This window comes from Paenibacillus sp. FSL H3-0457 (genome assembly GCF_037981725.1).
GTDB lineage: Bacteria > Bacillota > Bacilli > Paenibacillales > Paenibacillaceae > Paenibacillus > Paenibacillus amylolyticus.
This window is the reverse complement of record NZ_CP150283.1, coordinates 3,212,544-3,239,075: the sequence shown is the minus strand read 5'-3', so window position 1 is coordinate 3,239,075 and position 26,532 is coordinate 3,212,544. Positions and strand designations below refer to the sequence as shown.

23 protein-coding genes are annotated in these 26,532 nt (G+C 44.2%); 5 read left to right on the top strand and 18 right to left on the bottom strand.

The genetic code is table 11. The features are described from left to right. Positions 1 to 3 precede the first annotated feature (3 nt). From MHH25_RS14435 to MHH25_RS14415, 5 genes are all read right to left on the bottom strand, one after another. A complete protein-coding gene (locus MHH25_RS14435) occupies positions 4 to 909 on the bottom strand; it encodes a PQQ-binding-like beta-propeller repeat protein (protein ID WP_340020311.1) in 906 nt (301 codons plus the stop codon). Between the two features lie 190 nt (positions 910 to 1,099). Beyond that, positions 1,100 to 3,151: a serine hydrolase domain-containing protein gene (locus tag MHH25_RS14430; RefSeq protein ID WP_340020508.1), complete on the bottom strand. Its 2,052-nt coding sequence runs from the start codon at positions 3,149 to 3,151 to the stop codon at positions 1,100 to 1,102. Positions 3,152 to 3,261: 110 nt separating this feature from the next. Beyond that, positions 3,262 to 4,560, bottom strand: a complete 1,299-nt coding sequence (locus MHH25_RS14425) for a GHKL domain-containing protein (RefSeq protein ID WP_339187531.1) — start codon at positions 4,558 to 4,560, stop codon at positions 3,262 to 3,264. A 1-nt stretch (position 4,561) separates the two neighbouring features. After that, a complete protein-coding gene (locus tag MHH25_RS14420; protein WP_047842889.1) occupies positions 4,562 to 5,302 on the bottom strand; it encodes a LytTR family DNA-binding domain-containing protein in 741 nt (246 codons plus the stop codon). Between the two features lie 197 nt (positions 5,303 to 5,499). After that, on the bottom strand, positions 5,500 to 6,264 hold the full coding sequence (locus tag MHH25_RS14415; RefSeq protein WP_036608114.1) for a YheC/YheD family protein: 765 nt from the start codon (positions 6,262 to 6,264) through the stop codon (positions 5,500 to 5,502). A 202-nt stretch (positions 6,265 to 6,466) separates the two neighbouring features. Between MHH25_RS14415 and MHH25_RS14410 the strand changes: the two genes are divergently transcribed. Then, a complete protein-coding gene (locus MHH25_RS14410) occupies positions 6,467 to 7,276 on the top strand; it encodes a DUF6492 family protein (RefSeq protein WP_047842887.1) in 810 nt (269 codons plus the stop codon). Positions 7,277 to 7,293: 17 nt separating this feature from the next. Continuing rightward, positions 7,294 to 8,667 carry a sugar phosphate nucleotidyltransferase gene (locus MHH25_RS14405; RefSeq protein WP_101313692.1) on the top strand — a complete coding sequence of 458 codons (1,374 nt, stop codon included), beginning with the start codon at positions 7,294 to 7,296 and terminating at the stop codon, positions 8,665 to 8,667. Between the two features lie 106 nt (positions 8,668 to 8,773). Here MHH25_RS14405 and MHH25_RS14400 read toward each other — a convergent pair whose 3' ends face one another. From MHH25_RS14400 to MHH25_RS14380, 5 genes are all read right to left on the bottom strand, one after another. Further along, the gene (locus tag MHH25_RS14400; RefSeq protein WP_340020310.1) at positions 8,774 to 11,584 is read right to left on the bottom strand and encodes a glycoside hydrolase family 2 TIM barrel-domain containing protein; all 2,811 of its coding nucleotides are present in this window, start codon (positions 11,582 to 11,584) and stop codon (positions 8,774 to 8,776) included. Positions 11,585 to 11,774: 190 nt separating this feature from the next. After that, positions 11,775 to 12,569, bottom strand: a complete 795-nt coding sequence (locus MHH25_RS14395; protein WP_036608125.1) for an SDR family NAD(P)-dependent oxidoreductase — start codon at positions 12,567 to 12,569, stop codon at positions 11,775 to 11,777. A gap of 131 nt (positions 12,570 to 12,700) precedes the next feature. Then, a complete protein-coding gene (locus MHH25_RS14390; protein ID WP_340020309.1) occupies positions 12,701 to 13,699 on the bottom strand; it encodes a helix-turn-helix domain-containing protein in 999 nt (332 codons plus the stop codon). 192 nt (positions 13,700 to 13,891) lie between these two features. Further along, complete coding sequence (locus MHH25_RS14385) at positions 13,892 to 14,458, bottom strand: alpha/beta fold hydrolase (RefSeq protein WP_340020507.1); 567 nt, start codon at positions 14,456 to 14,458, stop codon at positions 13,892 to 13,894. 191 nt (positions 14,459 to 14,649) lie between these two features. Beyond that, positions 14,650 to 14,958, bottom strand: a complete 309-nt coding sequence (locus tag MHH25_RS14380) for a hypothetical protein (protein WP_036670832.1) — start codon at positions 14,956 to 14,958, stop codon at positions 14,650 to 14,652. Between the two features lie 163 nt (positions 14,959 to 15,121). Here MHH25_RS14380 and MHH25_RS14375 point away from each other — a divergent pair, with 163 nt between their 5' ends. Further along, complete coding sequence (locus MHH25_RS14375) at positions 15,122 to 16,354, top strand: GAF domain-containing protein (protein WP_036670831.1); 1,233 nt, start codon at positions 15,122 to 15,124, stop codon at positions 16,352 to 16,354. Positions 16,355 to 16,399: 45 nt separating this feature from the next. Next, the gene (locus MHH25_RS14370; RefSeq protein WP_036670830.1) at positions 16,400 to 16,825 is read left to right on the top strand and encodes a hypothetical protein; all 426 of its coding nucleotides are present in this window, start codon (positions 16,400 to 16,402) and stop codon (positions 16,823 to 16,825) included. Between the two features lie 97 nt (positions 16,826 to 16,922). Here MHH25_RS14370 and MHH25_RS14365 read toward each other — a convergent pair whose 3' ends face one another. Beyond that, on the bottom strand, positions 16,923 to 17,345 hold the full coding sequence (locus MHH25_RS14365; protein WP_017688591.1) for a hypothetical protein: 423 nt from the start codon (positions 17,343 to 17,345) through the stop codon (positions 16,923 to 16,925). A gap of 266 nt (positions 17,346 to 17,611) precedes the next feature. Here MHH25_RS14365 and MHH25_RS14360 point away from each other — a divergent pair, with 266 nt between their 5' ends. Further along, a complete protein-coding gene (locus MHH25_RS14360; protein WP_036670829.1) occupies positions 17,612 to 18,886 on the top strand; it encodes a stalk domain-containing protein in 1,275 nt (424 codons plus the stop codon). A gap of 83 nt (positions 18,887 to 18,969) precedes the next feature. Here MHH25_RS14360 and MHH25_RS14355 read toward each other — a convergent pair whose 3' ends face one another. The 7 genes from MHH25_RS14355 to MHH25_RS14325 form a co-directional block, all read right to left on the bottom strand. Further along, a complete protein-coding gene (locus tag MHH25_RS14355) occupies positions 18,970 to 19,188 on the bottom strand; it encodes a hypothetical protein (protein ID WP_036608149.1) in 219 nt (72 codons plus the stop codon). 42 nt (positions 19,189 to 19,230) lie between these two features. Then, positions 19,231 to 20,406 carry a Ger(x)C family spore germination protein gene (locus tag MHH25_RS14350; protein ID WP_036608152.1) on the bottom strand — a complete coding sequence of 392 codons (1,176 nt, stop codon included), beginning with the start codon at positions 20,404 to 20,406 and terminating at the stop codon, positions 19,231 to 19,233. 19 nt (positions 20,407 to 20,425) lie between these two features. After that, positions 20,426 to 21,544 carry an endospore germination permease gene (locus tag MHH25_RS14345; RefSeq protein WP_036670828.1) on the bottom strand — a complete coding sequence of 373 codons (1,119 nt, stop codon included), beginning with the start codon at positions 21,542 to 21,544 and terminating at the stop codon, positions 20,426 to 20,428. A 40-nt stretch (positions 21,545 to 21,584) separates the two neighbouring features. Continuing rightward, positions 21,585 to 22,994 (bottom strand): spore germination protein, encoded by a 1,410-nt coding sequence (locus MHH25_RS14340; RefSeq protein ID WP_036670826.1) that lies wholly within the window; start codon positions 22,992 to 22,994, stop codon positions 21,585 to 21,587. A 199-nt stretch (positions 22,995 to 23,193) separates the two neighbouring features. Next, positions 23,194 to 24,075: a carbohydrate ABC transporter permease gene (locus MHH25_RS14335; protein WP_081745887.1), complete on the bottom strand. Its 882-nt coding sequence runs from the start codon at positions 24,073 to 24,075 to the stop codon at positions 23,194 to 23,196. A gap of 14 nt (positions 24,076 to 24,089) precedes the next feature. Beyond that, a complete protein-coding gene (locus MHH25_RS14330) occupies positions 24,090 to 24,980 on the bottom strand; it encodes a sugar ABC transporter permease (RefSeq protein WP_036608160.1) in 891 nt (296 codons plus the stop codon). Positions 24,981 to 25,196: 216 nt separating this feature from the next. Then, positions 25,197 to 26,462 carry an extracellular solute-binding protein gene (locus MHH25_RS14325; RefSeq protein WP_036670825.1) on the bottom strand — a complete coding sequence of 422 codons (1,266 nt, stop codon included), beginning with the start codon at positions 26,460 to 26,462 and terminating at the stop codon, positions 25,197 to 25,199. Positions 26,463 to 26,532 lie beyond the last annotated feature (70 nt).

The following is a 26,532-nucleotide window of genomic DNA, read 5'->3' as shown; positions in this document are numbered from 1 at the left end:
CTTTTACTCCTGACTTCCTTTCAACACACCGGTCTTCAAGTTGTACGCATTAACTTTCCATTTGCGTTCTGGTGAAGACTCGTCATTTTCCAAAATCGAAGAATAGTAGTCCGCTGAGTATACAAGACCGTCTTTAATCTGAATAGCTTCCCCCTGACCAAAATGACCCCATAGCTTCTTGCCCGTTTTCTTGTCATATGCATTAAGCTGTAAGGATGTAAGTGCCCCTTGGACAAAAAAGGTTCTCAGCACTACACCATTAGATTCTCTCAGATACTCAGTACCATTACCTTCACCTAATGGTTCATCTGCTTCCCAGCGCAGTTTGCCTGACTGGATATCCAGTGCAAACGTTGTACTCCCCTTAATCACGTAGAGGGTATCCACCGTTGGAATCAGAGCTTCCGTACGGTTATACGTATCAATCCAGGTGGATGTGCCTGACTGCCATTTTGCTTTCCCTGTCTTCGCACTCAAGGCATATGGCTTGTGATCAATGGTCAGTCCGTAGAGAATCCCGCTTTGATAGGTAATATGAGGAGTCAGGTCTTTGCCGTAAGTCCACAGCTGTTTACCTGTTGTCGCATCGAGTGCAATCAACTTCGATCCAGCAAACGTGAATACTTTACCTTCTTCTGCGATGGCATTAACTCCAACATACGTCTCGTTCATATTCAGATAGTTATCTACTTTTGCTGTCCAAGAAGGTTTCAGTTCAGGTACAGTGATTCGTTGATACAAATACCAGTTACGGATGGATACATCCGATGCTTCAGCATGTGCCTGCGATGGCAACACGCCGATAACGCCGTGAACCATCAGCATTCCGGCAGTAATACCTGCAATGATGGGTCTTCCTGCTTTTCTTTTCCATTCCTTATTCATTTGACGTTTATGTATATTGACCATGGTAAATCCTCCTGTTATTAAAATCCTGAGATATAACTACATAAACATAACGTGTGATAAGTCCAAATAGTTACCGGATTGTTAAATTATTCAAAGGAAATATCAAAAAAGCCGCCACCAGGCGACTTCTTGATAACTGTATTTTTTCGGAGATAAGTTGCGAACGTGACTCATTAATGAAGTTTCTGCTTTACTTTAGTTGGATCTGGAATACATCACCGGAGTCCCCACCAAAAACGATAAAACCACTTTTCGGGAGCTTCGTCGATTCCTGATTGGTTGCTACAGAGAAGTCAACCATTTCCCCTTTATCATTATACACTGCATAACCTCCGGTCTTGGGAGAATCCACCGTGATGGATTTGTTACCCGATCGGGCGTCGATCGCATACCACCGGGCTTGACCGTTTGCCGGAATAGTCGTAATTCCTTTTTTTCCACCAAAGATTGGAGTAATCGCCTCCTCAGCAATGTATTCCTGCCCATCCTGGAGCAAAATCTCGGCGCCATTCTTTGTGTAAAATTGCAGATCAAACGCGTCTCTTCCGTTCATTACAGGAATCTCGGCGATATTCTCTGCGTTGTTTGCATCCATGATTTGCGTGCCATTAGCATAGCCATTTTTGGCATCAACAGACAGGTTCTTGATCAGCATCGATGGAAGCAGATAAAAGATCGATGTTATTTTTTCATCCAACGCGTAATATTTCGAGCCGTCACGAGCTGTCCATTTCTCTTTCGTTGCTACGTCAAGCGCATTATGATCCAGTTTTTGATAATCATACGTGTTCATTACCGTTTGACCTATGCCGGGTAACGATATCATGCCTTGAACTTTAACATACACCTTGTCATTACGTTCCTTCACAAAGCTAGCTTTTACACTGCCATCCGCACTTGTAAAATGTTTGTCGCCTGTGTACACATATTTCTGCTCTGGAATAATTCCACCCAGCAAAGCAGGCAGTTGCATCTCACCATCCTTAATCGTTATATCCAATGTCTCTCCTACCGTACCATAGAGACCGGAGTACGCGCTTAATTCTGTTGGCATCTTCACTTTGTCGGGTGACGAGAAGGTCTGATCGGGTTTAACCTTGTCAATGATGCCTTGATCCGCCAGAACTTCCAGCAGCACTTTGCTGGCAAACATCTGATTGTAGATGGAAGATCCGCCAGATGATAGAACCGCCATTGAAATATCATGTTCAGGTATAGTGATTAACACGGCATGGTACAACATGGTATCCCCGCCTTTGGCAAGCGCGGTAACCCCATAATCGCTGAAAGGTGCAAGGTCAACCGAATCCCATCCCAAGCCATAATTGATCGTATTATGCTCATCAGATACCCATATGCCCTTACGATATTCATGAGATTGCATGGCCTTCACAGCAGATTCGGACAGAATATCCGGTCTGTTCCCCATTAAAACCTCTCCGAATTGACTCAATTCTTCTGCGGTAGAGTACACTCCGCCTGTGCCGATAATGTTTGCATTTTCGGTAGGCATCTTCATCTCAAGTGTAGGCCAATAGGTATCGGATAATTGCGCTCTGTCAAAGGAATCTAGTGGTGTCTTCGTTGATTCCAACTTCAACGGCTCGCTGATGAACTTGGCGATATATTCGCTGTAGCTTAATCCACTCACCCGTTCAACCAGGATTTCAAGCAATTGAAAACCGTCATTGGCGTAGACGGAGTATGCGCCAGGTTTGGATTTCAGTTTTTCGGACTGAAGTTTGAGCAATAACTCATCATGATTGCGGGTGTCATTATCTTCAAACAACATGCTGTTTCCATAATGTGTACCGTAAAGACCGGATGAATGATTCATCAACATGCGCGGTGTGATTTGAGTATAGCGCGCATCTGCCATTTTAAAGTCTCTGATATACGAAGTAAGCGGCTCATCCAGATCTATTTTACCGGAATCAACCAGCTTCATGGCGGCTGCCGTAACAACCATTTTGCTAACCGAGCCTATGCCATACATGCTATCCTTGTCTATTGGCTTCTGTGATGCCTTATCGTGCAATCCGACACTATCTGATAAAATATATTCCCCTTCATCCATGATCGCATATTGCACACTGGTGACACCGTAGTTTTGCACCATCTCCTTGGCGATCTGCTCCGCCCGTGCCTCAATCGTACCGCTGTTATTCGCCTCTGCTCTGACATCTGCCAGCGGTGTAATTACAAGCACCGCTGTACATAAAAGACTAATTAGTTTCTTCATCATATGTCCTCCCTCAAATGTTCTTATGAATGAATTCATCATATCCGGGAAGAGACTGATCAAACGAAAACGGACCCTGAATGGAAAAAAACAACCCCTGAACGGCAGGTTCAGGGGTTGTCGGTGTGGAACGGAAGCACGACCATGTTGTTAAATTTCCTATGCTGATGCTCAATACTCATATGTCCACCATATTTCTCGCACATTCGCGATATATTGGTTAGACCGATCCCATGGTACTCCGGATTGGGCTTGTCACTTTTCAAGTCAACGATTGGTTGCTCCACATGATTCATAATCTGGATGACCAGTGTAGATGATGTGGAGTGAATGGCAATGAGGATGTATCGATCCTCGGCCTGTCTAACTTTCTTGGAGGCCTCAATTGCGTTATCAAGCATGTTACCAAGCACCACACACAGATCATATCGATCGATCTGGATATGTTGCGAGTGGAGCTGGACTTTGGTGTCGATTTTGATCCCGTTTGCCTGCCCCATAGCCAAGGTATTTGTAACGAGTGCATCAATGACCAGATTGCCGGAGTTCACCCGCTGGTACGCACCTTCAATGGTATTTAATGTAGACTTGATATGGTCACCTGCCGCTGCCAGTTCGTTACGTTGGATACATTCATCAATATACAGAAACTGCTGATTGATATCATGGATGATGGATTTAATGTTTTTGAAACTGTGAACGGTCTTCTCATAGTTGGCATCCTGGTAGTCCATCTGACGCTGTAACTGGGTATTTTCATGCGCAAGCTGTACCTTTTCCACCATGTTATCGAATACATATACAATGAACACGTTGAGAAATAGCGAGCCTAGTACAGAAAAGACGTAGAATATGTTTTTTTCACTATATATGGAGGCTACATTGATCTGATAGATCGTAATAATGGGTACGATAAGAAACAGCAAATAATAACGATAATGCACGGCAAAACTTCTGCGTTTGGCCACTAGACGCACAATTTGAATAACAATGAACATGATACTGCAACCAACCAGCATCACTTTGGAGAGAATCCAGTGGTTTTCTCCGTTGAACTGTTCCCATGAGATGAATTCTGTGGATTCCAAAACTCCGAGAATATATACAGCTATCGTATTTGCCATTGTAATCAGAACCGCATACAGGATGGTAAAAACAAGCTTGATTTTAAACTCCACTTCATAGGACTGTGCCAGACTGAAGATTAACAGCAGAGCAACAGCAGTAGAAATGATATCAGAGAAGGAAGAGACCAAATAAAAATAACCCAACATGAGAAATACCATGAAATAGATCGCTCTGCGCGGCTTTCGTCTGGACTTGCCCAACACAGAATCAAAATAAAAGTTCGCCTGAAATGCCATAAGTAAGGTCACAAAAATGATGGAAAAGATCATATAGGTACCCATATCATTGAATCCTCATGATCATGTATTTGGTGTAGGCATCCTTGATTTCTTTGACTTTGGATCGGCCTATGGGCAGTTCCATTCCATTCAACATGACGACTTGGGTACCGGAAAACTTCTGAACATGCATCAGGTTGATGATAATCGAGCGATGAATCTGCAAGAAACCATGGTCTTTCAAACCGGTAGCATAACTGGATAAAATGCCTTTGGTCTCATGTACATTTTCCTGTGTCACAAAATTCAACTTGTTCTTGATCGTTAAACTTTTGACGACCTCAATCCAGAGAATATCATCATATTTCAGCAGCAGTTCATCATAGTCTGATTTGATTAGTACATACTTTTTGTCCAATGCCTGAAAATATTGACACAGCTTAATCATCTTTTCCTCGAAAACTTGCGGCTGGATTGGCTTGATCAGATATTGAAAGGTGATGACATCAAAGCTCTCCACCATATATTCCGGGTAACTGGTCAGAAACATAATCTGTACATCCAGAAACTTCATGTTCCTGATCTCTTTAGCGGTCTGAATCCCGTTCATTCCGCCCATCTCCACATCCAAGATGAGAATATTGAATGTATCCCCAACCTCTCTGTAGTGTGAGAGCAGTTGTTCACCAGATGTGAATAGGCTAATTTGAAAATCAAAATTGGTTTTTAGAGATAAGGAGACCAGCATGGATTTCACACGTTCTCGTTGCTGCTCCTCATCATCACAGATTGCAATATTGAACATGGGGGAACATCCGCCTTTCATCGACATCGACTCTGAATTTCACTCTCGAATATACTATTTTAGCATAGGTTTCGGAGTCGAATGGGGATGAAATGCATTATTCCGACCCTAAAACGCAGATCAACAAAAAAAGTCGCCACATTGGCGACTCTTGAGCTTGTAACCTTCTCCAGCATTCCTATGAAAAGTCCAGTCTGTTATTTTGTTTTTTTGGGGAAAGCATGGCGGTAATATCGTATTACCTTGCGATACATCGTCTTGTCCTTTAATTGATTGAATATATATGGGTCAGGTTTGACATTCACTTCAATAATCCAGGGTTTCAGACTGTGGTCAAGGCCGATATCCACACCAATTTGCTTAAGATGCGGGTACTTTTTTTTCATATGACGAGCTATGCGCAGGCTAAGCTCATTCATCTCTTGAATCAGTTCATTTCTGCGTTTGGTGGATGCATGTGATTTTAGCAGCTTGTGAATATCCATCGGTGTACCACCACTATGATAATTGGTTACGATTTTCTTTGGATGACCCAGTCGCCCGATGATTCCGGTAGCTTCCCAATGTTTGGTCGGGCTTAGCTGTATCATGACACGGATGTCAAAACGTCTGTTATTGTGCTTAAGCAGATGGATTCCTCTCTGAATCAGATAACTTCTTTTATTCACCAGACGAGTCAGACTGTTATAAAACGATTCAAAACTGTCAAACGTCAGGCGTTTTTGCTCGATCTGATAGACAAAATGTTGCTGACTTTCCCTCTCTGCCTTAATAACACCCATCCCGAAAGTACCTCTCTCGGGTTTGACATAGACCATTCCATATTTGCTGATCATGGATTTCAGATTCGTTTTGTTATATTTCTGTGTGTCGGGGATGAACGGTTTAATTAATTCATTATTAATGATCAATTTTGTTTTTAACCACTTGCTTCTTAACGGCTGCAACTTATCAACTCCCATGTCGTAAACTCTCCCTTCAGCAACCGCATCAAAGCCTGCTGTTTGATCAAGATCCTGCAAGCATTATATGTAATACCGATAAAGGAACCCTCAACAAAAGCCCCTATTCGTAAAAATGTATATTTGCACATGCCCTGACCAAAACACTTTTGCACACATACCATATAATGAGTCATCACGATTTGTGCAAGGAGTTGAGAAGATGTCCGTCCAGCCTGGAATCCGGTTGAATAATGCGCCTAAGATTGATGTTCTTATACCAGCGATCGAGAAAGATTTGGCTACCCTTCCCCTCGTCATCGATAACATTCGCCGTTATGTAAAACATCCCATTGGAAGCATATATATTGTTTCTCCGGTCAGCACCAAAATCAGAAAACTTTGTTCCCTTAAAAACTGCATTTTTGTTAATGAGCGATCCGTCCTGCCTATAACCAAAAACGACATACACTACCAGTCCTCCCGATGGAATCGGTCAGGCTGGTTATATCAGCAGTTGCTCAAAATGAACGGAGATTCCATTGTGAAGGCAAAGTACTTTCTAGTCATGGATGCAGATACCGTACTGATTAAACCTCATTCATTTCTTGTAGAAGGCAAAACAGTCTTTTACTGCCGTGACTGGAGCCAGCCGGAATATTTCAATACCTACCGCAAGTTGTTAGGCATGAAAGCTCCTCGCCCCCGCTCTTTTGTCACCCATTATATGCTGTTCGACAAATCGAAACTCGCTGCCTTAAAACAGAAAATTGAAGCGGTTCATAAGTTGCCATGGTACAAAGCCATCATCTCCAATATCAATAAGAAGAAACAGTTTGGTTTCTCCGAATATGAAACGTATGCCAATTTTATGTATACGAAAAACCCAGGCAGCATGGTCCTTAGAAGTTCCAAGAATAAAAGTCTGAATGTGAACGCTTCTTCGTTAAAAGAGCAACAAATCCGCAATCTGGCTCTTAAATATCGTTCTCTTTCCTTTCATAAACGGAAAATCTATAGTAAAGCTCCCTGAGCTTAAGGAGGAAGCCCATGCATATCGTAATGCTGTGCGGCGGCTCTGGCAAAAGGCTCTGGCCGTTATCCAATGAGCTTCGCTCCAAGCTGTTCATAGATATACTTCCATCACCCGCTGGAGGTAGGGAATCCATGATCAGCAGAGTATGCCGCCAGCTTGACAGTTCATCCCTAACGGATTCAACACTCATTATTTCACATCAAGATCAGGCTAATATTACGGCACGACATACTCAAGGCAAAATACCAGTCATTGGGGAACCTTATAAACGAGGCACTTTTACTGCGGCGGCCTTAGCGACGTTATATCTGCAATCCTTCCGAATGGCCAAAGATGACGATGTGATCTGTATCGCGCCAGCTGATGTGTTCGCAGGTGAAGATTTTTTCAGCAACTTCCAATTACTGCCGGATATACTGAAACACTCTCAAGCCGATATCGCTTTAATTGGGACAAGGCCTACACATGCTTCAGAACAGTATGGATACATCCTGCCGGATGGGGAAGAACGTAATGCTTATGCGCCCATAACACAATTTATAGAAAAACCCGAAGCCTCCATTGCTGAAACGCTGCTACAACGTGGGGCACTATGGAACTGCGGTGTGTACGCGTTCACTGTCGCGTTTATGATATCCCATATTAAAAAAATGGGGCTTCCGGTTCATTATGATCAATTGTCGTCCCTGTATGAAGCGTTGCCTGAACGGAGTTTTGACAAGCATGTTGCAGAAAAGGCACAGCGAGCCGTAGTCCTGCCTTATGAGGGAGTATGGCAGGATATTGGAAGCTGGGATACGCTGTGCGCACAGTTAGATACCCATGTAATCGGACATGGCGGAATCTCGGGTTCTTCCTCCGATTCCTATATTATTAACGAGCTTCCCTACCCCATCCAAGTCATTGGCGTGCCAGGTATTATCGCTGCCGCAAGTCCGGATGGCATTCTCATTGCCAACAAAAATAATTCAAATGAAATTAAAGCGCAATTGGGTAACTTGCCATTAAAACCGATGTATGGTGAAGCAACCTGGGGCAGTTATCGTGTCATTGAGAGTTCGTTAGACAATGAGAATACAACTGTAACCACATTAAACATAACGGTTCTACCGGGCAAACATATCGGGTTGAACTGGCATAGAACTGGGTGTAGAGCATGGACCGTGCTTGCAGGCAGTGGGCAAATGCTTGTCAACGGAAAGGTCATGCAAGTGAGTATGGGCAATCAGTTCGCGATTACCAAGGAGAGTCTCTTTTCTATTCTGGCTGAAACCAGGATGGTGATCCTTGAGGTCCGGATCGGAGTAACAGAGGAGAAAGACAACATACTTTTTGAAGAAAAAGATTGGAATGTAATCCTAAAAAGTGCAGGTTCATTTAACGCATAATGATAGAATGAACCGGTTCAATCTGCGTGTCTTATAGCCCCTTCCATTCGCGGAAGGGGCTCATTGGCATAATTAAGGGAAACCTGACACTTCTTCTCCCTATATCTTAGTTAAACAACTTGCGAAGTTCCTCTACTTCCAGACGTGCAACTGGCTGGTAAGCGGAACTTTGTACATAACGCTGGAAGCTGTATAACAACTGTCTGCCCTCCAATGTAGTCATCAGACGCTCCAGATTCAGCGCTCCCATCAGCACTCTCCCCTTCCGAACCCGACACTCCATCAACAGGCCGAGCTTGTGGTTTCGCTCAAAATTGTCAATGGTCTGCACGATCGGATTCAAGTCTTTATCCAACTCATCCAAGATGATCGATGACGACTCGGACACGATGCTCCACCACGGATAAGTTGAGTGCTCCTCTGTGACAAAATGTTCGAAGGCCGGATGATCCTGTTGAATTAACAAGCCCATTGTGCCCACAGGAACTTCTCTTTTCATATTCTCCGAGATGGATCGGAACATAGGGTAAGACCAGAAATCGGTGCTATAGAAACCTTGGATCGCGTGTTGAAGCTGATTGGGATTCGGGAAAAGTAAAATATCCTCGCCCTGCTCAAGCAGCGCCAACGCCTGTTCCGAGAGTTCGGTAAATAGATTCAAACCGCTCAGGTCCACTTCCTCCTGACTCGGGTAGATCCACAGGTCGTAAGACTTACGGATATCCGTACCCGGAATAGACAGTCTAAGTTCCACTTTGGTCATATTGGAGACTTCAGGAATGCGAATGCTGAGATCCGCGACATTCACATAGTGTTCTCCATGGGTCGCTGGCAGGTCTGCTTTCCCTTCTGTAAGGGTGGAATCCTCACCATGTAGCTCCCACTTCAGATGACGTCCGTCCAATGCCTGTCTGCGGAAGTAACTTAGTTCAATGCGTGCTTCGAACAATTCACCCGCTTGATAATTATATTTGGGGAATCTCGCCAACAACACAGCGTCGGAACAAAACGTTCTCCACTCCTCAGGTGTAATCATGCCTTTGGAATCCATGAATGCGTCCAGTACACCCACCAGCGCTGTTCCCTGACCACTGAAATCCTGGAGATCCAGCAGCTGGAACCCGGCTAGTTGCTGCGAACGAAAAGCAGCTTCCAGTTCTTCCTTGTAACATGCGACCGCGAGTTTACCAGAGGCTCTGAAGTATGCTTCCGCCAGATGTCCCAGCCCGTTGGCATTCAGACGCTCTCGAAACACTTCGAAATTCTTGGCTTTGAGAGAACCCGTATACTTGTTGATCTCCTCGAAATTAGGAAACGTGGCGTACTGTCCAATTTCATGCGAGATGATTGGTACGTGTGAGACAAGTTGGTCACTTCCAGCTTCGGCCTGCACTGTTTTGGAACCTGTCCCATACTGAATCTGAATCTCTTTGTCCCCAGTCTGACCAGAAGGGTCAGCATCGCTGCCTTGCTCAGGTACAATGTTTGAATCGTAATCTTTCAATGTATTAGGCAGGTCGGTCTGCACGTGACCGAGCGGAGCATCACACATCGCATATGAACCTCTGAACAGGCGCTCTTTGGAGAAACGAACCCCGCAGAAGAATTCACTTTCCTCCAGAATGTCCGGCACAAACTGAAAGTTATTCGAACCTTCGGTGTATAGATGACGATGATCATATGCTTTGTATGCCTTCAGGATCGAATTCAATCTGTCCTTGCTTCCCCATAGTTCATTCCCCATGGACATCATGACAAACGAAGGATGATTACCAAAAGCACGCAGCATCGCAAATCCTTCGCTAATCAAGTAATCCTGCTCGGCTTGATTATGCCCATCCGAAGATTCATCCGTAATCGTTCCCCAGAACGGAAGCTCAGGCTCCATGTAGATGCCGAGCAGATCCGCTGCAATAAAAGCAGCCTCTGGAGGACAACAGGTATGGAAACGGTAGTGATTGATACCGTAGGACTTGGAGATAGCGAGAATACGAACCCATTCATCCACATCTGTTGGAGCGTATCCCGTGAGCGGAAAGATCAGCCCGTCATGTTTGCCTCGAAGAAACGTTTTGCGACCATTAATGGTGAATTTGTCTCCGGCAGCCCGGAATTCCCGTAATCCCGTCCATACTTCGGTGGAATCCAGCACTTCCCCGTCCTGATCTTGCAGATGAATATGAAGTTGGTACAGGTTAGGTTCATCATCACTCCATAACATAGCATCTTCACCAATCTTGTACGTCAGCTGGATTTCCTGCGAATTCGGGGCGAAAATCTGTTCCTCGGTCGTATACACCGGATCTGCACTGACTGCAACAGCTGAAACCACGATTCGTACTTCTTGCAGGTCACCAACAAGTGCTGCCTTGATATCGAAAGATCGAGTCGCAAGATCGGGATAGACCTGAACATTATCCAGGAAAACACGCTCGAAAAATTGAAGTTCCAATTTCCCTGTGATGCCGTTCCAATTCGTCTGTGTGTCTTCGGATGTAAGGTGACCCCCTTTGGTTGGATAATTGGTATTGTCCACTCGAATGGTAATTGTATGAGTCCCAGCGGTTAACCCTGCCTCAATCTCGTAACGGTGAGGTGTGTTCAGACTGTTTTGTGTTCCGCATTCCACCCCATCGATCCAAACTGTGGTTACTCGTGTTCGTTCCAAATGCAAGAAGCAACATTTTCCAGCCAAGTGTTCGGGAATTTCAATCTCTCGTGAAAACCAGGCATAACCCTCAAATAAGTACTCATCCGTCAGCGCACCGATTAACACATTCTCGTTTTTCTTGCCCTTGGCCGCATGAGATGTAGTATTTGGCAATGTAATAACGTCTGAGAAATTCAGACCACGTTCCACCTTATGTTCATCAAGTTGGAGTTTCCATATGCCTTCCAGATTTATTGCTTCTATCATGATATTGTCCCCTTTTAGATTCATATAATCGATACAAGTAATCGCTTCCAAGTAACAGAAACCGTTTTCGGATAAAATCATACCTGTATTATAAACTTGATTGACGCCCCTCGCATAGATCATTTACAAATAAAAAAGTCGCCAATGCTGGCGACATCTTATGGAACCATATCCTGTATCCTGAACAATTTTAAAATATGGTGGGAACCATGCCCCCGTCCATCCGGATGGGAGAGCCTCTGAAGGCTGAAGCATATGGGCTGCATACAAATGCAGCGAGTCTGCCTATTTCACTTGGCTTGATGAATCGCTGTAATTCGGACTGTGGCAGATTACTCTTCATAAAGTCTTTCTCTTTTTCCTCAAAAGTCAGTGCCTCATCAGGGTATATGCCCTCAATGATTTCTTGTACGTTTTCGGACAGTGTTGGACCTGGCAGGATCGTATTGATCGTAACCTCGGTTCCTGCTGTCAGTTTGGACAAACTTTTAGATAATGACAGCAGCATTGACTTGGTCATGCAATATTGTGGCATCTGGCCTGAAGGCATAAGGGCTTCTTCACTTGCGATGAAAATAATACGCCCGTCATTGTTCTTCACCATTTTAGGTAAATAAAATTGGGACAAGCCATTGGCAGCAAGTACATTAGTCCGGAAATATTTCTCCCACACTTCATCATTTATGTCTTCATAACTCATGATTTCATATATCCCCATGTTATTGATTAATATATCAACTTCAGGAAATTTCTCGAATAAAGCTTGCCGTTGCGCCAGATCCACAAGATCAGCGGTAGCCTTTTGCGGAGAGGTCTCCGGAAAAGTGGACTTGATTTCACGAACGGTTTGTTCCACCTCTTCATCATTACGTCCATTAATCAGAACATGAACACCTTCTCGAGCGAGTTCTATAGCAATCGCTTTGCCGATCCCTTTTGTCGATCCTGTAACTAAGGCTGTTTTCTCTTTTAGTCCCATATCCATCCTGCATTTCTCCTTCATGATTACAACTATCCGGCTGCTTCTTCTTGAACATTGCCAACAAGCTTCATACACCGGATAGATACAATATTACGCAGTCTGAAGGATCTAGTAACTAGCACTTTGCGCCAGAGTTATTGCCTGACACGCCAATTTGAAGGTGTATCCCCTTCCCAGATCTTGAAAGCACGATAGAACGAATTCTGATCTTCATACCCAACCAGAAATGCCACTTCTTTGATATCAAGTGAAGGATCTGCAAGGTACGCTCGAGCCTGCTCACGTCTGGCCTCGGTTAATAATTGCTTGAAGTTTGTGTTCTCCTCCGTCAGTCGCCGCTGCAAAGTACGATCACTCATGCGAAGCTCTTTGGCGACCGTCTGGATGTCAGGGCGCTTTCCTGTGAGGCTGCGTTTCATAATCCATTTGACCACTTCAGTAATGGAACGATTGCTCTCTTGTTCGTCCAGCGACCGATCCAGTGCCGGGGTCAGAATCTCCAGTAACTCCTCGTTATACGATAGAAATGGAAGACTCAGATCTTTCCGTTCCAGCGTCAGCCGATTATAGTTGGAATTCGTATCAACTCGGCAGCCGAAGTAATCCTCAAGGGTGGCTACGTCACCCATCGGTTGGGAGAACTCAGCCCGTTTTGCAATCAAAGGCTGTCCTGTGCCCCTCCGTCCAAGTTCGATCAGAAATGCCAGCGTAATACCGACCAGTAATGGCGGACCTGGTTGCTCCTTATGTAACCATCCTAGTTCAATGATACATTCCTCCCCTGCTTCGGTAATCTGCAAACTCTCGGGAGGACACATTTGCTTGTAACGCACCATGCGATTCAACGCATCACGATAATCACGAGCATGGTACATCGCCAGAACAGGTGGAGGATACTTCGATATTTCATATCCGGTTGCAAGTTTGATGATGCCCTCGGCGGTGTCCCCATTGAGATCAGAGTAGGCCTGCCAGATTGCGAAGTATTGAGATTGGGTCACTACAGGTTTATTTATTGTCTCAAGAGATAGTTGTGCTGTACGAGCGATGTCATCAGCACCAATCCCTAATTGATGTAATCCAGCCCAAAAGCCTGGATGAACTTTAATCCGATCATTCGGTTGAGGTTGCATGTATACAGACTCCTTTAACTTGTTCCATTTTTATTCTGATTTCTAATTATAGAATGGATGTACCTATTTTTGAAACTTACCTCAGCGAGCCATTTCCGGGTAATACGAAAACACGACTAACCATGAATGGTCAGTCGTGTTCAAGTCAATCATTCAGAATATTATGAAAGAATGCACATTTTGTATGTTCAGCTACTCATTCAACGCAGTTTTGATCAGGGCATTCACCCGCGAGTTAAACAGCAGACCGATATGGGATACGAGGGAAACCGAAACGTTGTTCGCCCCGTTCAACCGGGAAAGTACCGGGGACACAATCGTGTCACTGGTGGAATAGATCGAAGTCACCTTTATTCCACTCGGAGCTGTCGTTGTGGTCAATCGATTAGCCCCGCCAAGGGTAATCAACTTATCCACTTTGGAAGCGCCTCCACGGTTAAGTATGTAATAGAGACTATTAGCTCCACCCATGCTATGAGCTATAATATTGACTTTTGTATGACCCGTTTGGCGCAGAACATCATCTACGAATCGACTAATTGCTGCGGAGTTCAACAGCTGGTTTCCTTGTTTGCTAGGAAGGTCAATCGCGAATAATTCGTCTCTTGTCCACCCTTGACTACGCAAATAACTCTCAATTGCTGTAAAATTGCTATCTGAACCGGTCAATCCATGTACCAATACAATGGGTGTACGTGCCGTAGCTGCAGAAGCCTTTGAACCCGATCCTATTCCAGTTATTGATAAGGCAAGGATCATGCTCAGGAATACAACAAGTATTAATTTGGTCTTTTTCACTTCATTACCCTCCTGTAAAATGTTTTATATTCCATATATTACAATCTAACATATGGAATATAAATGAATCTTTAGTCTCATTTTTACAGGGATGTCTAAAGTATACTACAAATAACATCATTACATTTTATTAAACTCTAGTTCTCTACTTCTTATCCTTCAACGATATCTGCACGTAGATCTGTTGCAATCTCAATCATTTTGGGTACAATAGCTTCGTTAGAAATAGCTACATACAGATCCCCCATGTACAAACGAAAAGCAATCTGTGCACCCTCAAGGTCCCACATAAAAAAGTCCCCCTCGATGGTCATGGTGCTCTCAGCTCCTACAATGTTAAGAACCGCTGAATAGGTAAAATCGGGTTGGGATTCGAAGTAGAGTTTGCACTCTTCCAGCGAGATGGATTGTTCCGCATTGCTTTCCTGCATGGATCGGGTAATTCGAAAACGCTGATTCATTGATTTGCCTCCAAAACTTTATTAATATATACATGTTGCACAGCATTATATTTTCTCATTTCCGTCTTCCACTGTCAAAACCATACATGATCGATTCTTCAAATTCATATATACTGAATACAGTGCACAACGAATTTCTACAATCAGGAGGAGTCAAATCAATATGTTAAAAACAGAATTCATTGATGTACTATCCCTTGTCTCACATAAATTATATGATTCGGCTGCTAATGTCATGGACACGGCAAGCAGGTTAATTCCTGCAAACACGTTTTGTATTGCCCAGTTGGATCATCTATCCACCAAGGTTCTGAACGTATATAATCGTGAAAAACTTATTCTGGGTGAGGGGCTGGTCGTTGATAACGCCGAGTCATACTGTGCACTTGTGACTGAACATTCCCAAGGCCCGTTAGTAATCAATAATAATCTAACACATCCATTAACCAGACATATGGACGCAACCGAATTCGTAGGTGGGTGTTCATTTGTTGGTGTGCCTATACATAATGAGAACGGAGAAATCTACGGCTCCCTTTGCTCATTTGATCAGGATTTCTATTCCTATCAACAAAAGGACGTGGATCTGCTTCTCTCCTTGTCTTCCTTTTTCACGAGTCTTCTTGAGATGGAAACAACTCTGCAACAATTAAAACAGGCGGAAGAGACCGCTGCAAAAGTGCTTGAAGAAAAGAAAAATTTGCTGGCCGTTCTCAGCCATGAAATCCGGACGCCAATGAATGGTGTTCTTGCAATGGCCAATCTGTTGCAATCGACCAGGCTGAGTGAGGATCAATCGTTATATGTTAATGTCATTGAGTCAAGTGGCGCCAGCCTTCTGTCGATGATGGATCAGATTCTGGACTACTCCAAAGCAGAAGCTGGTGCGATCTCTCTGGAGATCAAGCCCTATAGTGTCTCTGACACAGTTGAACATGTATTACAATTATTCTCTTCTGAAGCACAGAAAAAAGGAATTAGGTTGTACGCAGAATATAATATTAATGATCATCTGATGCTTATGGGCGATCAGCACAAAGTTCGTCAGATTTTAATCAATCTCGTTGGGAATGCGCTAAAATTTACGGAGACAGGTGAAGTATGCATCTCTACTGAGGTATCTGCTGATACAAAAGGTACTCTCCATGCATCCTACGAAATAAAGGATACGGGCATCGGCATCCCACAGGATCGTCAGGATCTGTTGTTCAAATCCTATTCCCAGATTCATGGTAATTCAGGAAAGTATGTCGGTGCAGGGCTGGGCCTGTCCATCTGTAAACAACTCGCCGAATTAATGGGTGGCATTGTATGGCTCAAAGAGTCCAGTCCTATGGGCAGTCGGTTTGTCTTTAATATTTCCAGCGCTGCACCCTCCGTCCATGCGAAAATCTGAATGATGAATATATTATTCTATCTGAAAAGATAGGAGGTATATACATTGACACAATTTCTGGATGCAAGATCATCGCAAAATGCTGCGTTGTTTAATTCAATCTCCATACCGATTCCAGTGATTTTTACGCCACAATTATTCGGCCAGATTGGTCTCATCACCGCTGGAGCCGGAACCAATCTAAGAGTTTCATTAAAAGGAACCATCACGGTGCAATTGCCGCGTGCACTTTTTATAGTGAGGATTACTGTGGTAAGAGGAACAATCGCAACCGATCCAATTGTATACTCGGGAAACCACACATATGGTCTGAATGGTCTGCTTAACCCTGAAGTGATTGTCTTCACTTCCACTGACTATAACCCACCACTTATGCCTCAATTAACCTATACCGCATTTATCAGTACAAACCTGCTCGGTACTACTCGGGTGGGACCCGAGAGTTTCGACGGATTTGTCGTTTCAGATTGAACAAACATGTACAACCCCATACCTCTAATCGGTTTCCCGTAGATTAGTGGTATGGGGTTGTTTTTACGATTAACATAACTTTTTTTAGAGAGAGCTATTAATCAGAGACCACAAATCCATCAAAATTCTCGGGACCAACACGGATTGTTCCCAGCAAGTTGGAGCTTACAAAAGCAGTGTAAGTTAATTGTGGTAAAATCGGTGGATTAAAATCATTTCCAGAGAATGTAATTACTTGTGGTGCCAATACGCTTAAACCAAATGTGGACGTTGCGGAATATATAACCGGGTCCGTTGACAAGGTACCTCTTACAACGGTAATCGTTATGCCCACAAGAGCTAAAGGTAATTGTACAGAAACCGTCCCTTTAAATTGAACTCTGGGATTGGCTCCTGCTCCGGCAGTTTGCAGACCAATTTGACCAAAGAGCTGTGGGGTGTTCAGGAATAATATTGGAATAGCTATTGAGTTGGCCAAACTGGCATTTTGTGATGTTCTTGCATCCAGAAATGTGCTCATCAATCTACCTCCTAATGTTGGGATAGGATAGTATATTCGTAGCGTACTATTGTGTTTGGACTTCTAGCCAACAACTCACCAAAGCTATCATTTAATTTCACTATGGTCGGAAGAATCTATTAAACAGCGATATGATATATACGACTAAATTCCGGACTCTTATATTGGAACGATATGAAAATTTTGTTATGCTACATATGTTAGATTACTAGATTCTGTTCAAAATACGATTCTACTATTATGTACGGAGTTGGAGGACACAAACGATGCTTATTAAACGTGTAGGGAAAATCGCCGCGGTTACTGTAATTGCTCTCTCTATTCTTGGAAGTACCCCCAATATCGGTGGAGCCTATGCTGCCCCGGCCATTTCAGTGCACTTGGATGATGTTCCCCTGAAATTTGATGCAGCTCCACGTATTGATAAAGGTGTCACTTATGTTCCGTTTCGGACAGTCGGTGAAGCCCTAGGTATCGATATTACCTGGAACAGCAAATCACAGACTGTAAAAGCGACAAACACTGTGAAAGGACAAACTACCGAGGTACTATTACAAGTTGGCAGCACCACAGCGACCGTAAATGGAAAAAAAGTTACACTCGCAGCTGCACCCGTTCAGCGGGAGGGCCGCGTACTTATTCCACTAAGTTCGTTCAGTAACCAATTCGGTGTACAAGTAAGCTGGAATCAAGCAACCAAGACGGTCTCCCTTGTCTCCCCACAACGCGAGATGCACCTGAGAGCCTTCTATGCATTGCAATCCTTTCAAGAAAAGGACCTTATTTCTTCCATGAATTCCGTAGCCTTTGGCTGGAGCCGCATTGATCGTGAAGGTCAGTTTACGCTCCAAGGAGAAGAGTACCGCCTCCCTGCTGCTGCGGGTGATATTACACCGCAGTCCATCGTTGCTGATGCAGCAGATCAACAGATCCAACCACAGCTCATGGTGTATGCCTTGGATGGAAACGGAGAACTGACCAAAGTTCTGAGCGACAAGAGCCTGCGGCAGAAATCGATTGAAGGTATAACTGCTGCTGTCACAGAGCATGGTTTTGACGGAGTTGTTCTGGATTTTGAAGGACTGGGCTTTAAACTGGATGTAGTAGAACAACAGAAGCTGCTCAATGCTTACGTGAAACAACTAAAGAGTTCCTTGCCCCAGGACACAGCTTTATCTCTGGCGGTACCACCGCTAAATAGTGCTTATAAAGGTTATGATTACAAAACACTTGCCTCTATTGCAGATGATCTTATTATTATGGCCTATCAGTATAATCCGGTTGGCACCAAATCTCAGGTACCTGAGCCAAATAGTCTTGTGGATCAAGCGATTCAATTAGCCATACAGGCTGGTGTACCAAAGAGCAAGCTTCTGCTTGGTATCAGTCTAAGCAGTGAAACGCCCTCCTCTGTTGATGATAAGCTGGGTCTCGCCAAACGTTATGACCTCAAAGGAGCCGCGTTCTGGCGTCTGGGTCTGTTCCGTTCTTACAATACGAAAATGGAAGATGCCGTAAATGCTTCTGTGATCAAAGAGTAAACTTTCTAACTGGCTACAACTTAAATAAAAGAAGGACCAAGCCTCTGGTACGCAGAGACTTGGTCCTTCTTTTTCCCATCATCTTATTTTATAAATTTATCCACACTTCCAAATATAAGCTTCACAAACTGGGTAGGACCAGGCAAACGGGGCTGAAAGAGAAGAATGATCCCAATTACTGCCGCCACAGCAGTAAATCCCGCGCTCACTATTCTGGCTCGCTTCTCTTTGCTGCTCTTCCACTCTCCATACACTATCGCAGTCGCCAGCATCAATATTCCAAGGATTGAGCCTAGTTTCATGCAATCACCTCTCTTCCAGGCTTGTACAGGAGCCGATTCTGTTCAACTTTCGTCCTCATTAGGTATCCCCTGTGGTCCTGTTGATTTTCCGGTGCGTACTACATGTGCATCTACGTTGACTTGCACGTCCATATCAGGATAGATGGTTTCCCAGTTCTTCTCCTGCGCCTTCCATTGATGCGGGTAATATCTGCGGAATTCAACTGCGAATTTGAAGAAATCGGAGCGCAGCTCTTTCTGGGACATGTCTAAAGCATCATGAGCCAAAGATGTGAGTTTAGCCGACCATTCCTTTTCCAGTTTAGTTAATACAGCGGGATCCGTCAGATTGGCATCCGTCGTATTTAACACCACTTCTCCCCTGGTTTGGATGTCGACCTTCATACTCCACTGTTTGTTTACAATTCGCGGCTTCAAGGAGGTTTTATTTTCAATGAGTCTTATCGAAAAAGAACCCTTTAACGGCTCAAACTCAACGGGCATGATAATGCTGTTCAGTTCTTTTGCAAGTAGTAATACACCTACGCTTAGTGGTTCTTTGACCGTCTTGACATAACGATCCTTCTTATACATACTCAGACCTTTCACATATGGCGTTGTCGTCAGTTTATCCTGATCGGGCTCCGGGGGTAAGATTAACATGCGAGACAAAATGGCTGAACTGCTCGGACCTTCAATAGATTTAGCCAATTCAAGCGCAGTAACACGTGTACCTAACTTCAAATTGGCCATCTCACGCAACGATTCAGCAGAACTTCGCTCCAGTGGATCAAGTAACGCAAGAATATCTTTCGCAGCCTTATCGCTGGAAAAGACATATGCATGCTCCCTGAACTGAGGGTAACGCAGGAAGAAATCGATATACTCGCGGATACCGCGTTTGCCGGCTTGCTCACTAATGATTATGACTTCGCAGTGGCCCCAGAACATATTCCGGGGAACTTTACGTTGTAACCGATTCAATGCCTCGGCAATTGTACGTCCTTCCGCTGTTCGAATCATTGTTACCCCGCTTGGACTGCCTCCACTCCCACTGCTATCTCCTGCACTCGCCTTTCGCGGAATGAAAATCTGTGAAGTCAATTGTACTTCACCATCCTCATAATCTATCCCTGTAGCCAGCACGATAGCCAAATCGTTAATCTCGATACGATCCCAACATCCACTTAAAAGCACACAACACAATATTGGCATTAGTAGTACTCTAAATATTCGCAAGTGCTCCTCCCCCCATCAATCAGGTGTTCGCTCGATTCTTCTTCCGAAAATGTGCCCACCCTTTCTTCAGCCATGCAACACCGTAGATCATAGCCGGAAGGATTAATAAAATGCTGATCGTATACAAGTTGGCTGAAGCACTAACCAAACTGGAAACACCAGATCCACCGGACACAACCCAGTAAGCAAATACCATGCACAGAAACGAAAGTGGACCAACCACAGGTTTGTAGTCCCGCAAACCAAACCATTCCGCGGTTGATGTAGCAAAGATATATAGAAAAACGGAAATTTTAACGAAAATACCGAAAATCCAGATGGCAATAATAAGGGATTCGATATGTTGCAGAAAGTCCGCAATGGTTATGTATCTTGCTGCGATCATGACTGGAAATACAAATGTATCCGTCAAATCACCAATTAAAAACAGGCAAAACAGATTGGTAACTGTCATCGCAGTTGTTGTAAATACAAGGGAACCCAGCATGACCCGGGTTATTCGTTTTTTTTCATTCACATAAGGTAGCAGAAAAGCCAACACGATATATTCACTAAACCATGCAGCAGGTGCAGCAGCCCCCGTAATAATGGGAATTGGACCCTTCTCCATAAAAGGAAACAGCTCGGCAGGATTCAGTTCACCAATCAACAATATAAAGATCAAAGCCAGCAGAACGATCAGCAGGGTAACAAACACCTGAGCGGTTCGTCCGACAACTTCAATCCCAAGTCTGACATTAATCGCACATACAACAACCATCGTACCCATCACAACAAACAAAGGTGTACGCGGAAGTGCATTATTGACAATGAATTCACCGTATTCCCGAATAATCAAGCCCGTCAGGTGGGGCAAAAAAGCGATATATATCAGACCGAATAACTTGCCTGGAATCCGACCAATAATCAATACACTGGATTGAATGAGCGTTTTTCCAGGGTACAGACGATCAAGTCCAACGGAAATACCAATAGCAGCCAATCCAACAATAGAACCTATAATTGGAGTCATCCACATGTCATGTCCTGCATAGTGCATTGTAATTCCCGGAACAGATAAGATAGCCGTCGCGAGAATGGCGGGAAAGACCATAAATGCCAATTGAGTCACCGATATTTTCCCTTTGTCCGTCAACATATGTAATCCCGCTCCCTTGTTTGCTCGAATGTAGATTGTTCTAGTGTGGTTTGTTCCTTGGGGATGGACGCCACCATACATCCTTAAGTTCCTTAGCCATCGTAGGTGCTACCGGTGAGAGATAAGGTGTTCCAAATGAACGAAGACTGCTTAGATGAATGACAACCAAGATGACTCCCAACATGACACCCGTGAGTCCCAGCGTTCCCGCCAGAAACATCATGGGAAACCGTAGTAGACGAGTCGCGATGCTGGCAGCATAGCGAGGGATCATGAAAGAAGCGATACCAGTAATCGCGACAATGATAATCATGGGGGCTGAGACAATTCCGGCACTCGTCGCCGCTTGCCCAATAATTAAGGCGCCCACGATACTGACCGCTGATCCGACCTGCTTGGGCAATCGGACGCCAGCCTCACGCAATGCTTCAAAGGCAATTTCCATAATGAGTGCTTCCACCAGGGCAGGAAAAGGGATCTCTTCTCTCGCCCGAGCAATACTGAGAAGTAATACGGTAGGAATCATCTCCTGATGAAACGTCGTAATCGCTACATAAGCCGATGGAAGCAGCATGGATAAAACAAAAAAAATGTATCGCAGCCAGCGTACAAAAACACTCATGAACACATTTTGATAATAATCTTCGGGAGATTGTAACATGGAAAAAATGGTTACTGGCGCGATAAGGGTAAACGGCGTTCCGTCAACGAGAATAGCAAACCGACCTTCCAGCAAGTTGGAAACAACAACATCCGGGCGCTCCGTCGCAATCATCTGTGGAAATGGTGAATAGCGCTGGTCAACAATGCCTTCTTCAATGTATTGACTCTCCAGTACGTCTTGGAGTTTTAAATCGGCAAGTCGTGTCTGCACTTCCTTAACAAGTTTGGGGTCAATAATCCCCTCCATGTATACAAGTGAAATACTGGTGTTTGTACGTTCTCCCATGTTACGTGTATGAATCTTCAATGCAGGTGTCTTGAGACGTTTGCGCAGTAAAGACATATTCATGGTCAACGACTCTGTGAACCCATCCCGTGCACCTCGCACGGTCGATTCAGCTAACGGTTCCTCCGTTGAACGATTTGCAGCTTGGTATAGTGGGTATGTTGTTCCGCCTATTGAACCATCCAGTAGTAACAGAGCTTCTCCTTCAAATATGGCCTGTACTGCCTGAGTAGTCGTTTCAACTTGCTTAACAGAAGCTAGCGGAACTTGCGCAGCTTCGATCCCCATTTCCTGAAGGGGGGTTAGTACCTGTCTCTCCAGCCGCTCCGTATCGCATACACCAACACAATATACGCATAATGCTGAAGTAAGACACGCGGTTTGGAATGTATGAAATACAACGTCCGAGCAACCCGCAAAAACGGAGCGTAACATTTCTTGATCAATAACAAGTTTTCCGGTTAATGGCAGGTCCTGTTGTGTTATCGCTGATGTGTCCATGACGCCTCCCCTTTCCGTAAACGCTCCGTCCAGATATTCTCAGTTAAAGGTATCCTTTACTTATCAGATGGGATATATACGCAAAATAGTGAATGCCAAAAAAGCCGCCCTCATGAGCGACTCTGATGATATAGAACACTATTCATTCCTATGAATTCGTTGATCTTGCTCTTTGCAATTCCCTATTTTCTATTGATCACTATCCTTTCACAGCACCCAAAGCAACACTCCCAATAATCTGTTTGGAAAATATAGAGAATACAATGATAATAGGCAGGATTGAGATCGCTACACCCAAATACAAGAGCCCATAATCCATCCCATAGTACCCCTGCACTAGCGCAACCAATACCGGAAGCGGATATTTATCCAGGGAGAAAAATAGCACCAGCGGTGTCAGGAAATTATTCCATGATCCGATAAACGTGAATATGCCCAGGGCGGCGATTGCCGGCCCCAGAATAGGCAGTACAATCTGATTGAACGTCCGGAACTCACCGGCACTGTCCACCCGCGCAGATTCAATAATCTCATCCGGGATGCTGCTCTCCATGAACTGTTTGATAAAAAATACATTAAACGCGTTAGCCGCAGCAGGCAAAATAATTGCGGCATAACTATCCAGAAGTCCCATCATGCTGAATAGTCGATATACGCCAATCAGAGCCAGTTGACCCGGTACCATCATGGTTGCTAACAGAAACAGGAACAACCCGTTTCGTCCTTTGAATTTAAATTTGGCAAATCCATACGCAGTTAAGGCCCCAATATACAGAGATAATACGGTCGATGTTCCGGCAATAAATATGCTGTTGGCAAACCCACGCCATATGTTGATTTTGGATACCATGTTCAGATAGTTATCAATCAAGAATGATCCGGGAAGAAATGTGAACGTTGAAGCAATCGTTGCATTGTTATGTGTGGAATAGATAAGCATCAGATAAAATGGAATAATGCAGAGCACGGCAAGACCTGTCAGCAACAGATAGATGATGATTTTGCCTGCCGTCAGGCCCCTTGTATTGGCATATTGCTGAATCGCCGCATTTGGTTGTTCAACTGATTTTGCAGTTTGCATAAGAACTCCCCTCCCTATGAACGGCTCTTCCGCTTGGTCATGATGAAGGATGCAACGGACAACAATATGATGATAATAAACAGGCAAAATGCTATGGCAGCGCCGTAACCAAATCGTGTGCTCTGAAATGCTACATTATAGAGATACATAATGCTCGTCATGGCTGCTCGGTCAGGACCGCCATTGCCGTTGGTTAGTGTAAATGGCTGATCGAAAATCTGGATGCCACCAATAATGGATGTAATCATCTGAAACAGAATTATTGGACGGAGCATCGGCACGATAATATGGATGAAAATATGTTTCTTTTTCGCGCCATCCATCTGTGCAGCTTCCAGCAATGAAGGATCAATGCCCTGAAGACCTGCAAGGTAGATGACCATGGAATAGCCGAAGTATTGAAAAAACAAAATGGATGATACAATCAGACGCATAAACCAGGGGTCATTTTTCCAGTTAATTGGATCTTGTATTATGCCGGTCTGCACCAAAAAATGATTCAGTCCGCCAGACTGCCAGTCAAAAATCAAGCTGACAAGCAATCCAAGTGATGCCGCCGTAACGATGTTGGGAAAAAAGTATACGGCTCTGAAAAAGTCCCGTCCTTTAAGCAGCTTATCATTCAGGATAAAAGCCAACACAAGTGAGATTGTGAGTTGTGGAACTACAGATACGCCCCAGATGAATAACGTATTAAACAAGGTTTTGTAGAACAACGGGTCTTGTAATACGGCGACGTAGTTTCCGATCCCTACAAAGTCAGGTGTCGTGATCCCATCAAAGTTGGTGAAACTGATGTAGAGCGAATATAAAATGGGATACAGCCCAAAAGTGGTAAAAATAATAAAAAACGGAGCAATGAAATAGTAGCCGTAATGGTCCTTGCGAATCGTTTTGGCAAACATGTTCTATCCCCCCAGTTATCATCGGATGTGTATATTCAATCGCTTACTTCTAGGGCGTGTCTGAGAACTCCGAAGGAAGCAGATTTTGCCGAATTTTCGTTCCAAGCAAGAAAGTTTTCCGCAGGCGTGCCGGGGCACGTCAAGGGAAAGTGACGCAGCAGGGGGCGAAAAGGCGGTAAAAGATGCACTTCAGTGAGTTTTGAGACACGTCCTAAGCTAATCCACTTCCAGTTCCGGAAATCTCAAGGTGACATCACGTTTGATTCGCTTTACGACTTCTTCCTTGGTCTGTATGTCCTTATTGAGATATAACTGGAGTACAATCTTGTAGATATCATTGTTAATCGTGGCATCATATTTGGTGCGTTCATATACAGGTACTCGTTTTGCAGCCTCCGAGAAAAACTCGAAATGCTTTTGTCCTCCCAAATAAGATGATGAGAGAGACGGGGCAAGTTCATCATTCACAACCATGTTACTGGTGAAATAATCCTGTTCTTTCGCTAACTCGGATAGAAAATCGTGGTCAAAATTATAGAACTCAATAAACTTCCAGGCCAAATCCTTTTTCTCACTTTTACTGTACATCGCGATATAGGTTCCACCTGAACTAAAGGCTGACGGTCCCTGTGCCAAGCCCCACATGCCTTCGGTATCCGGCGCGTTGGCCTTGAACGTATATTGCAAACCCCAGGTTGCCCCGGGATAGAACATGACCTCTCCTTTTTGCATGGATGCAGCGTAACCGGCACTTCCATCTTCATACTCGGCAAGTACATTCCGCTCACGTGCTTCACGTACAAGATCGAGCACTTCCAAGTACGTTGGATCGATAACAAGTTTGCCGTCCTTCACCCAAGGTATACCATCATATGAATTCGATATAGCATTCCAATTCGCCAATGCATGTACTTTATTCCCGCTAAGTTGCTGTACCTTCTCTCCAATCTCGAAGATCTTCTCCCATGTATCGATCTGTGAACCCACCTTCTCAGGATCATCGGTGCCCAGATATTTCTTCGCCAAATCCCGACGATAGTAGATGCCCCCTGGTGTTCCCTGATAACCTATCGCTCTGACATTTCCCTCACTGTCCTGTTCATTGGCCTGAACAAAAGCATATTGTTCCTGGATAAGTTCATTGGCGTTATACGGCGAAGCTGATAAATTCTCCAGATATGGAACGTCAATCAGCTCTCGAATATTCGCATTTTCAATCATAAATACATCTGGAGCCTTCGAGGTTGTCTGTAGCGCAGATTTCAGCTTGGTGATATAGAAATTACCGGGGATGTTGACAAAGTTCACTTTGATGTCAGGATATTTCTGTTCGAATTTCTCGATGGCGTACCCTGCTTCATCTGTAAAACTCCACACGGTAATCTCCTGTTGCTTGGTTTGATTCGATGGACTGAACTGACAACCAGCTAACAACATCGCTGCACATACAAATACAATAGTTGGCTTAAACCACTTCTTCATAGGCCCCCTCCTTCAAAAAGGAAACGCTTACAATTTATTAGAGTATATTGATTTTGGAGAGGGCTTTCTC

Excerpts from the sequence above, each read along its gene's own strand:
- MHH25_RS14380 (WP_036670832.1), bottom strand. The coding sequence starts at position 14,958 with ATGAATCAGCGTTTTCGAATTACCCGATCCATGCAGGAAAGCAATGCG.
- MHH25_RS14425 (WP_339187531.1), bottom strand. The coding sequence starts at position 4,560 with ATGGGTACCTATATGATCTTTTCCATCATTTTTGTGACCTTACTTATG.
- MHH25_RS14435 (WP_340020311.1), bottom strand. The coding sequence starts at position 909 with ATGGTCAATATACATAAACGTCAAATGAATAAGGAATGGAAAAGAAAA.
- MHH25_RS14325 (WP_036670825.1), bottom strand. The coding sequence starts at position 26,462 with ATGAAGAAGTGGTTTAAGCCAACTATTGTATTTGTATGTGCAGCGATG.
- MHH25_RS14345 (WP_036670828.1), bottom strand. The coding sequence starts at position 21,544 with ATGTTGACGGACAAAGGGAAAATATCGGTGACTCAATTGGCATTTATG.
- MHH25_RS14365 (WP_017688591.1), bottom strand. The coding sequence starts at position 17,345 with ATGAGCACATTTCTGGATGCAAGAACATCACAAAATGCCAGTTTGGCC.
- MHH25_RS14360 (WP_036670829.1), top strand. The coding sequence starts at position 17,612 with ATGCTTATTAAACGTGTAGGGAAAATCGCCGCGGTTACTGTAATTGCT.
- MHH25_RS14390 (WP_340020309.1), bottom strand. The coding sequence starts at position 13,699 with ATGCAACCTCAACCGAATGATCGGATTAAAGTTCATCCAGGCTTTTGG.
- MHH25_RS14335 (WP_081745887.1), bottom strand. The coding sequence starts at position 24,075 with ATGCAAACTGCAAAATCAGTTGAACAACCAAATGCGGCGATTCAGCAA.
- MHH25_RS14395 (WP_036608125.1), bottom strand. The coding sequence starts at position 12,569 with ATGGATATGGGACTAAAAGAGAAAACAGCCTTAGTTACAGGATCGACA.
- MHH25_RS14400 (WP_340020310.1), bottom strand. The coding sequence starts at position 11,584 with ATGATAGAAGCAATAAATCTGGAAGGCATATGGAAACTCCAACTTGAT.
- MHH25_RS14375 (WP_036670831.1), top strand. The coding sequence starts at position 15,122 with ATGTTAAAAACAGAATTCATTGATGTACTATCCCTTGTCTCACATAAA.
- MHH25_RS14355 (WP_036608149.1), bottom strand. The coding sequence starts at position 19,188 with ATGAAACTAGGCTCAATCCTTGGAATATTGATGCTGGCGACTGCGATA.
- MHH25_RS14415 (WP_036608114.1), bottom strand. The coding sequence starts at position 6,264 with ATGGGAGTTGATAAGTTGCAGCCGTTAAGAAGCAAGTGGTTAAAAACA.
- MHH25_RS14405 (WP_101313692.1), top strand. The coding sequence starts at position 7,294 with ATGCATATCGTAATGCTGTGCGGCGGCTCTGGCAAAAGGCTCTGGCCG.
- MHH25_RS14385 (WP_340020507.1), bottom strand. The coding sequence starts at position 14,458 with ATGATCCTTGCCTTATCAATAACTGGAATAGGATCGGGTTCAAAGGCT.
- MHH25_RS14410 (WP_047842887.1), top strand. The coding sequence starts at position 6,467 with ATGTCCGTCCAGCCTGGAATCCGGTTGAATAATGCGCCTAAGATTGAT.
- MHH25_RS14420 (WP_047842889.1), bottom strand. The coding sequence starts at position 5,302 with ATGTTCAATATTGCAATCTGTGATGATGAGGAGCAGCAACGAGAACGT.
- MHH25_RS14430 (WP_340020508.1), bottom strand. The coding sequence starts at position 3,151 with ATGAAGAAACTAATTAGTCTTTTATGTACAGCGGTGCTTGTAATTACA.
- MHH25_RS14330 (WP_036608160.1), bottom strand. The coding sequence starts at position 24,980 with ATGTTTGCCAAAACGATTCGCAAGGACCATTACGGCTACTATTTCATT.
- MHH25_RS14340 (WP_036670826.1), bottom strand. The coding sequence starts at position 22,994 with ATGGACACATCAGCGATAACACAACAGGACCTGCCATTAACCGGAAAA.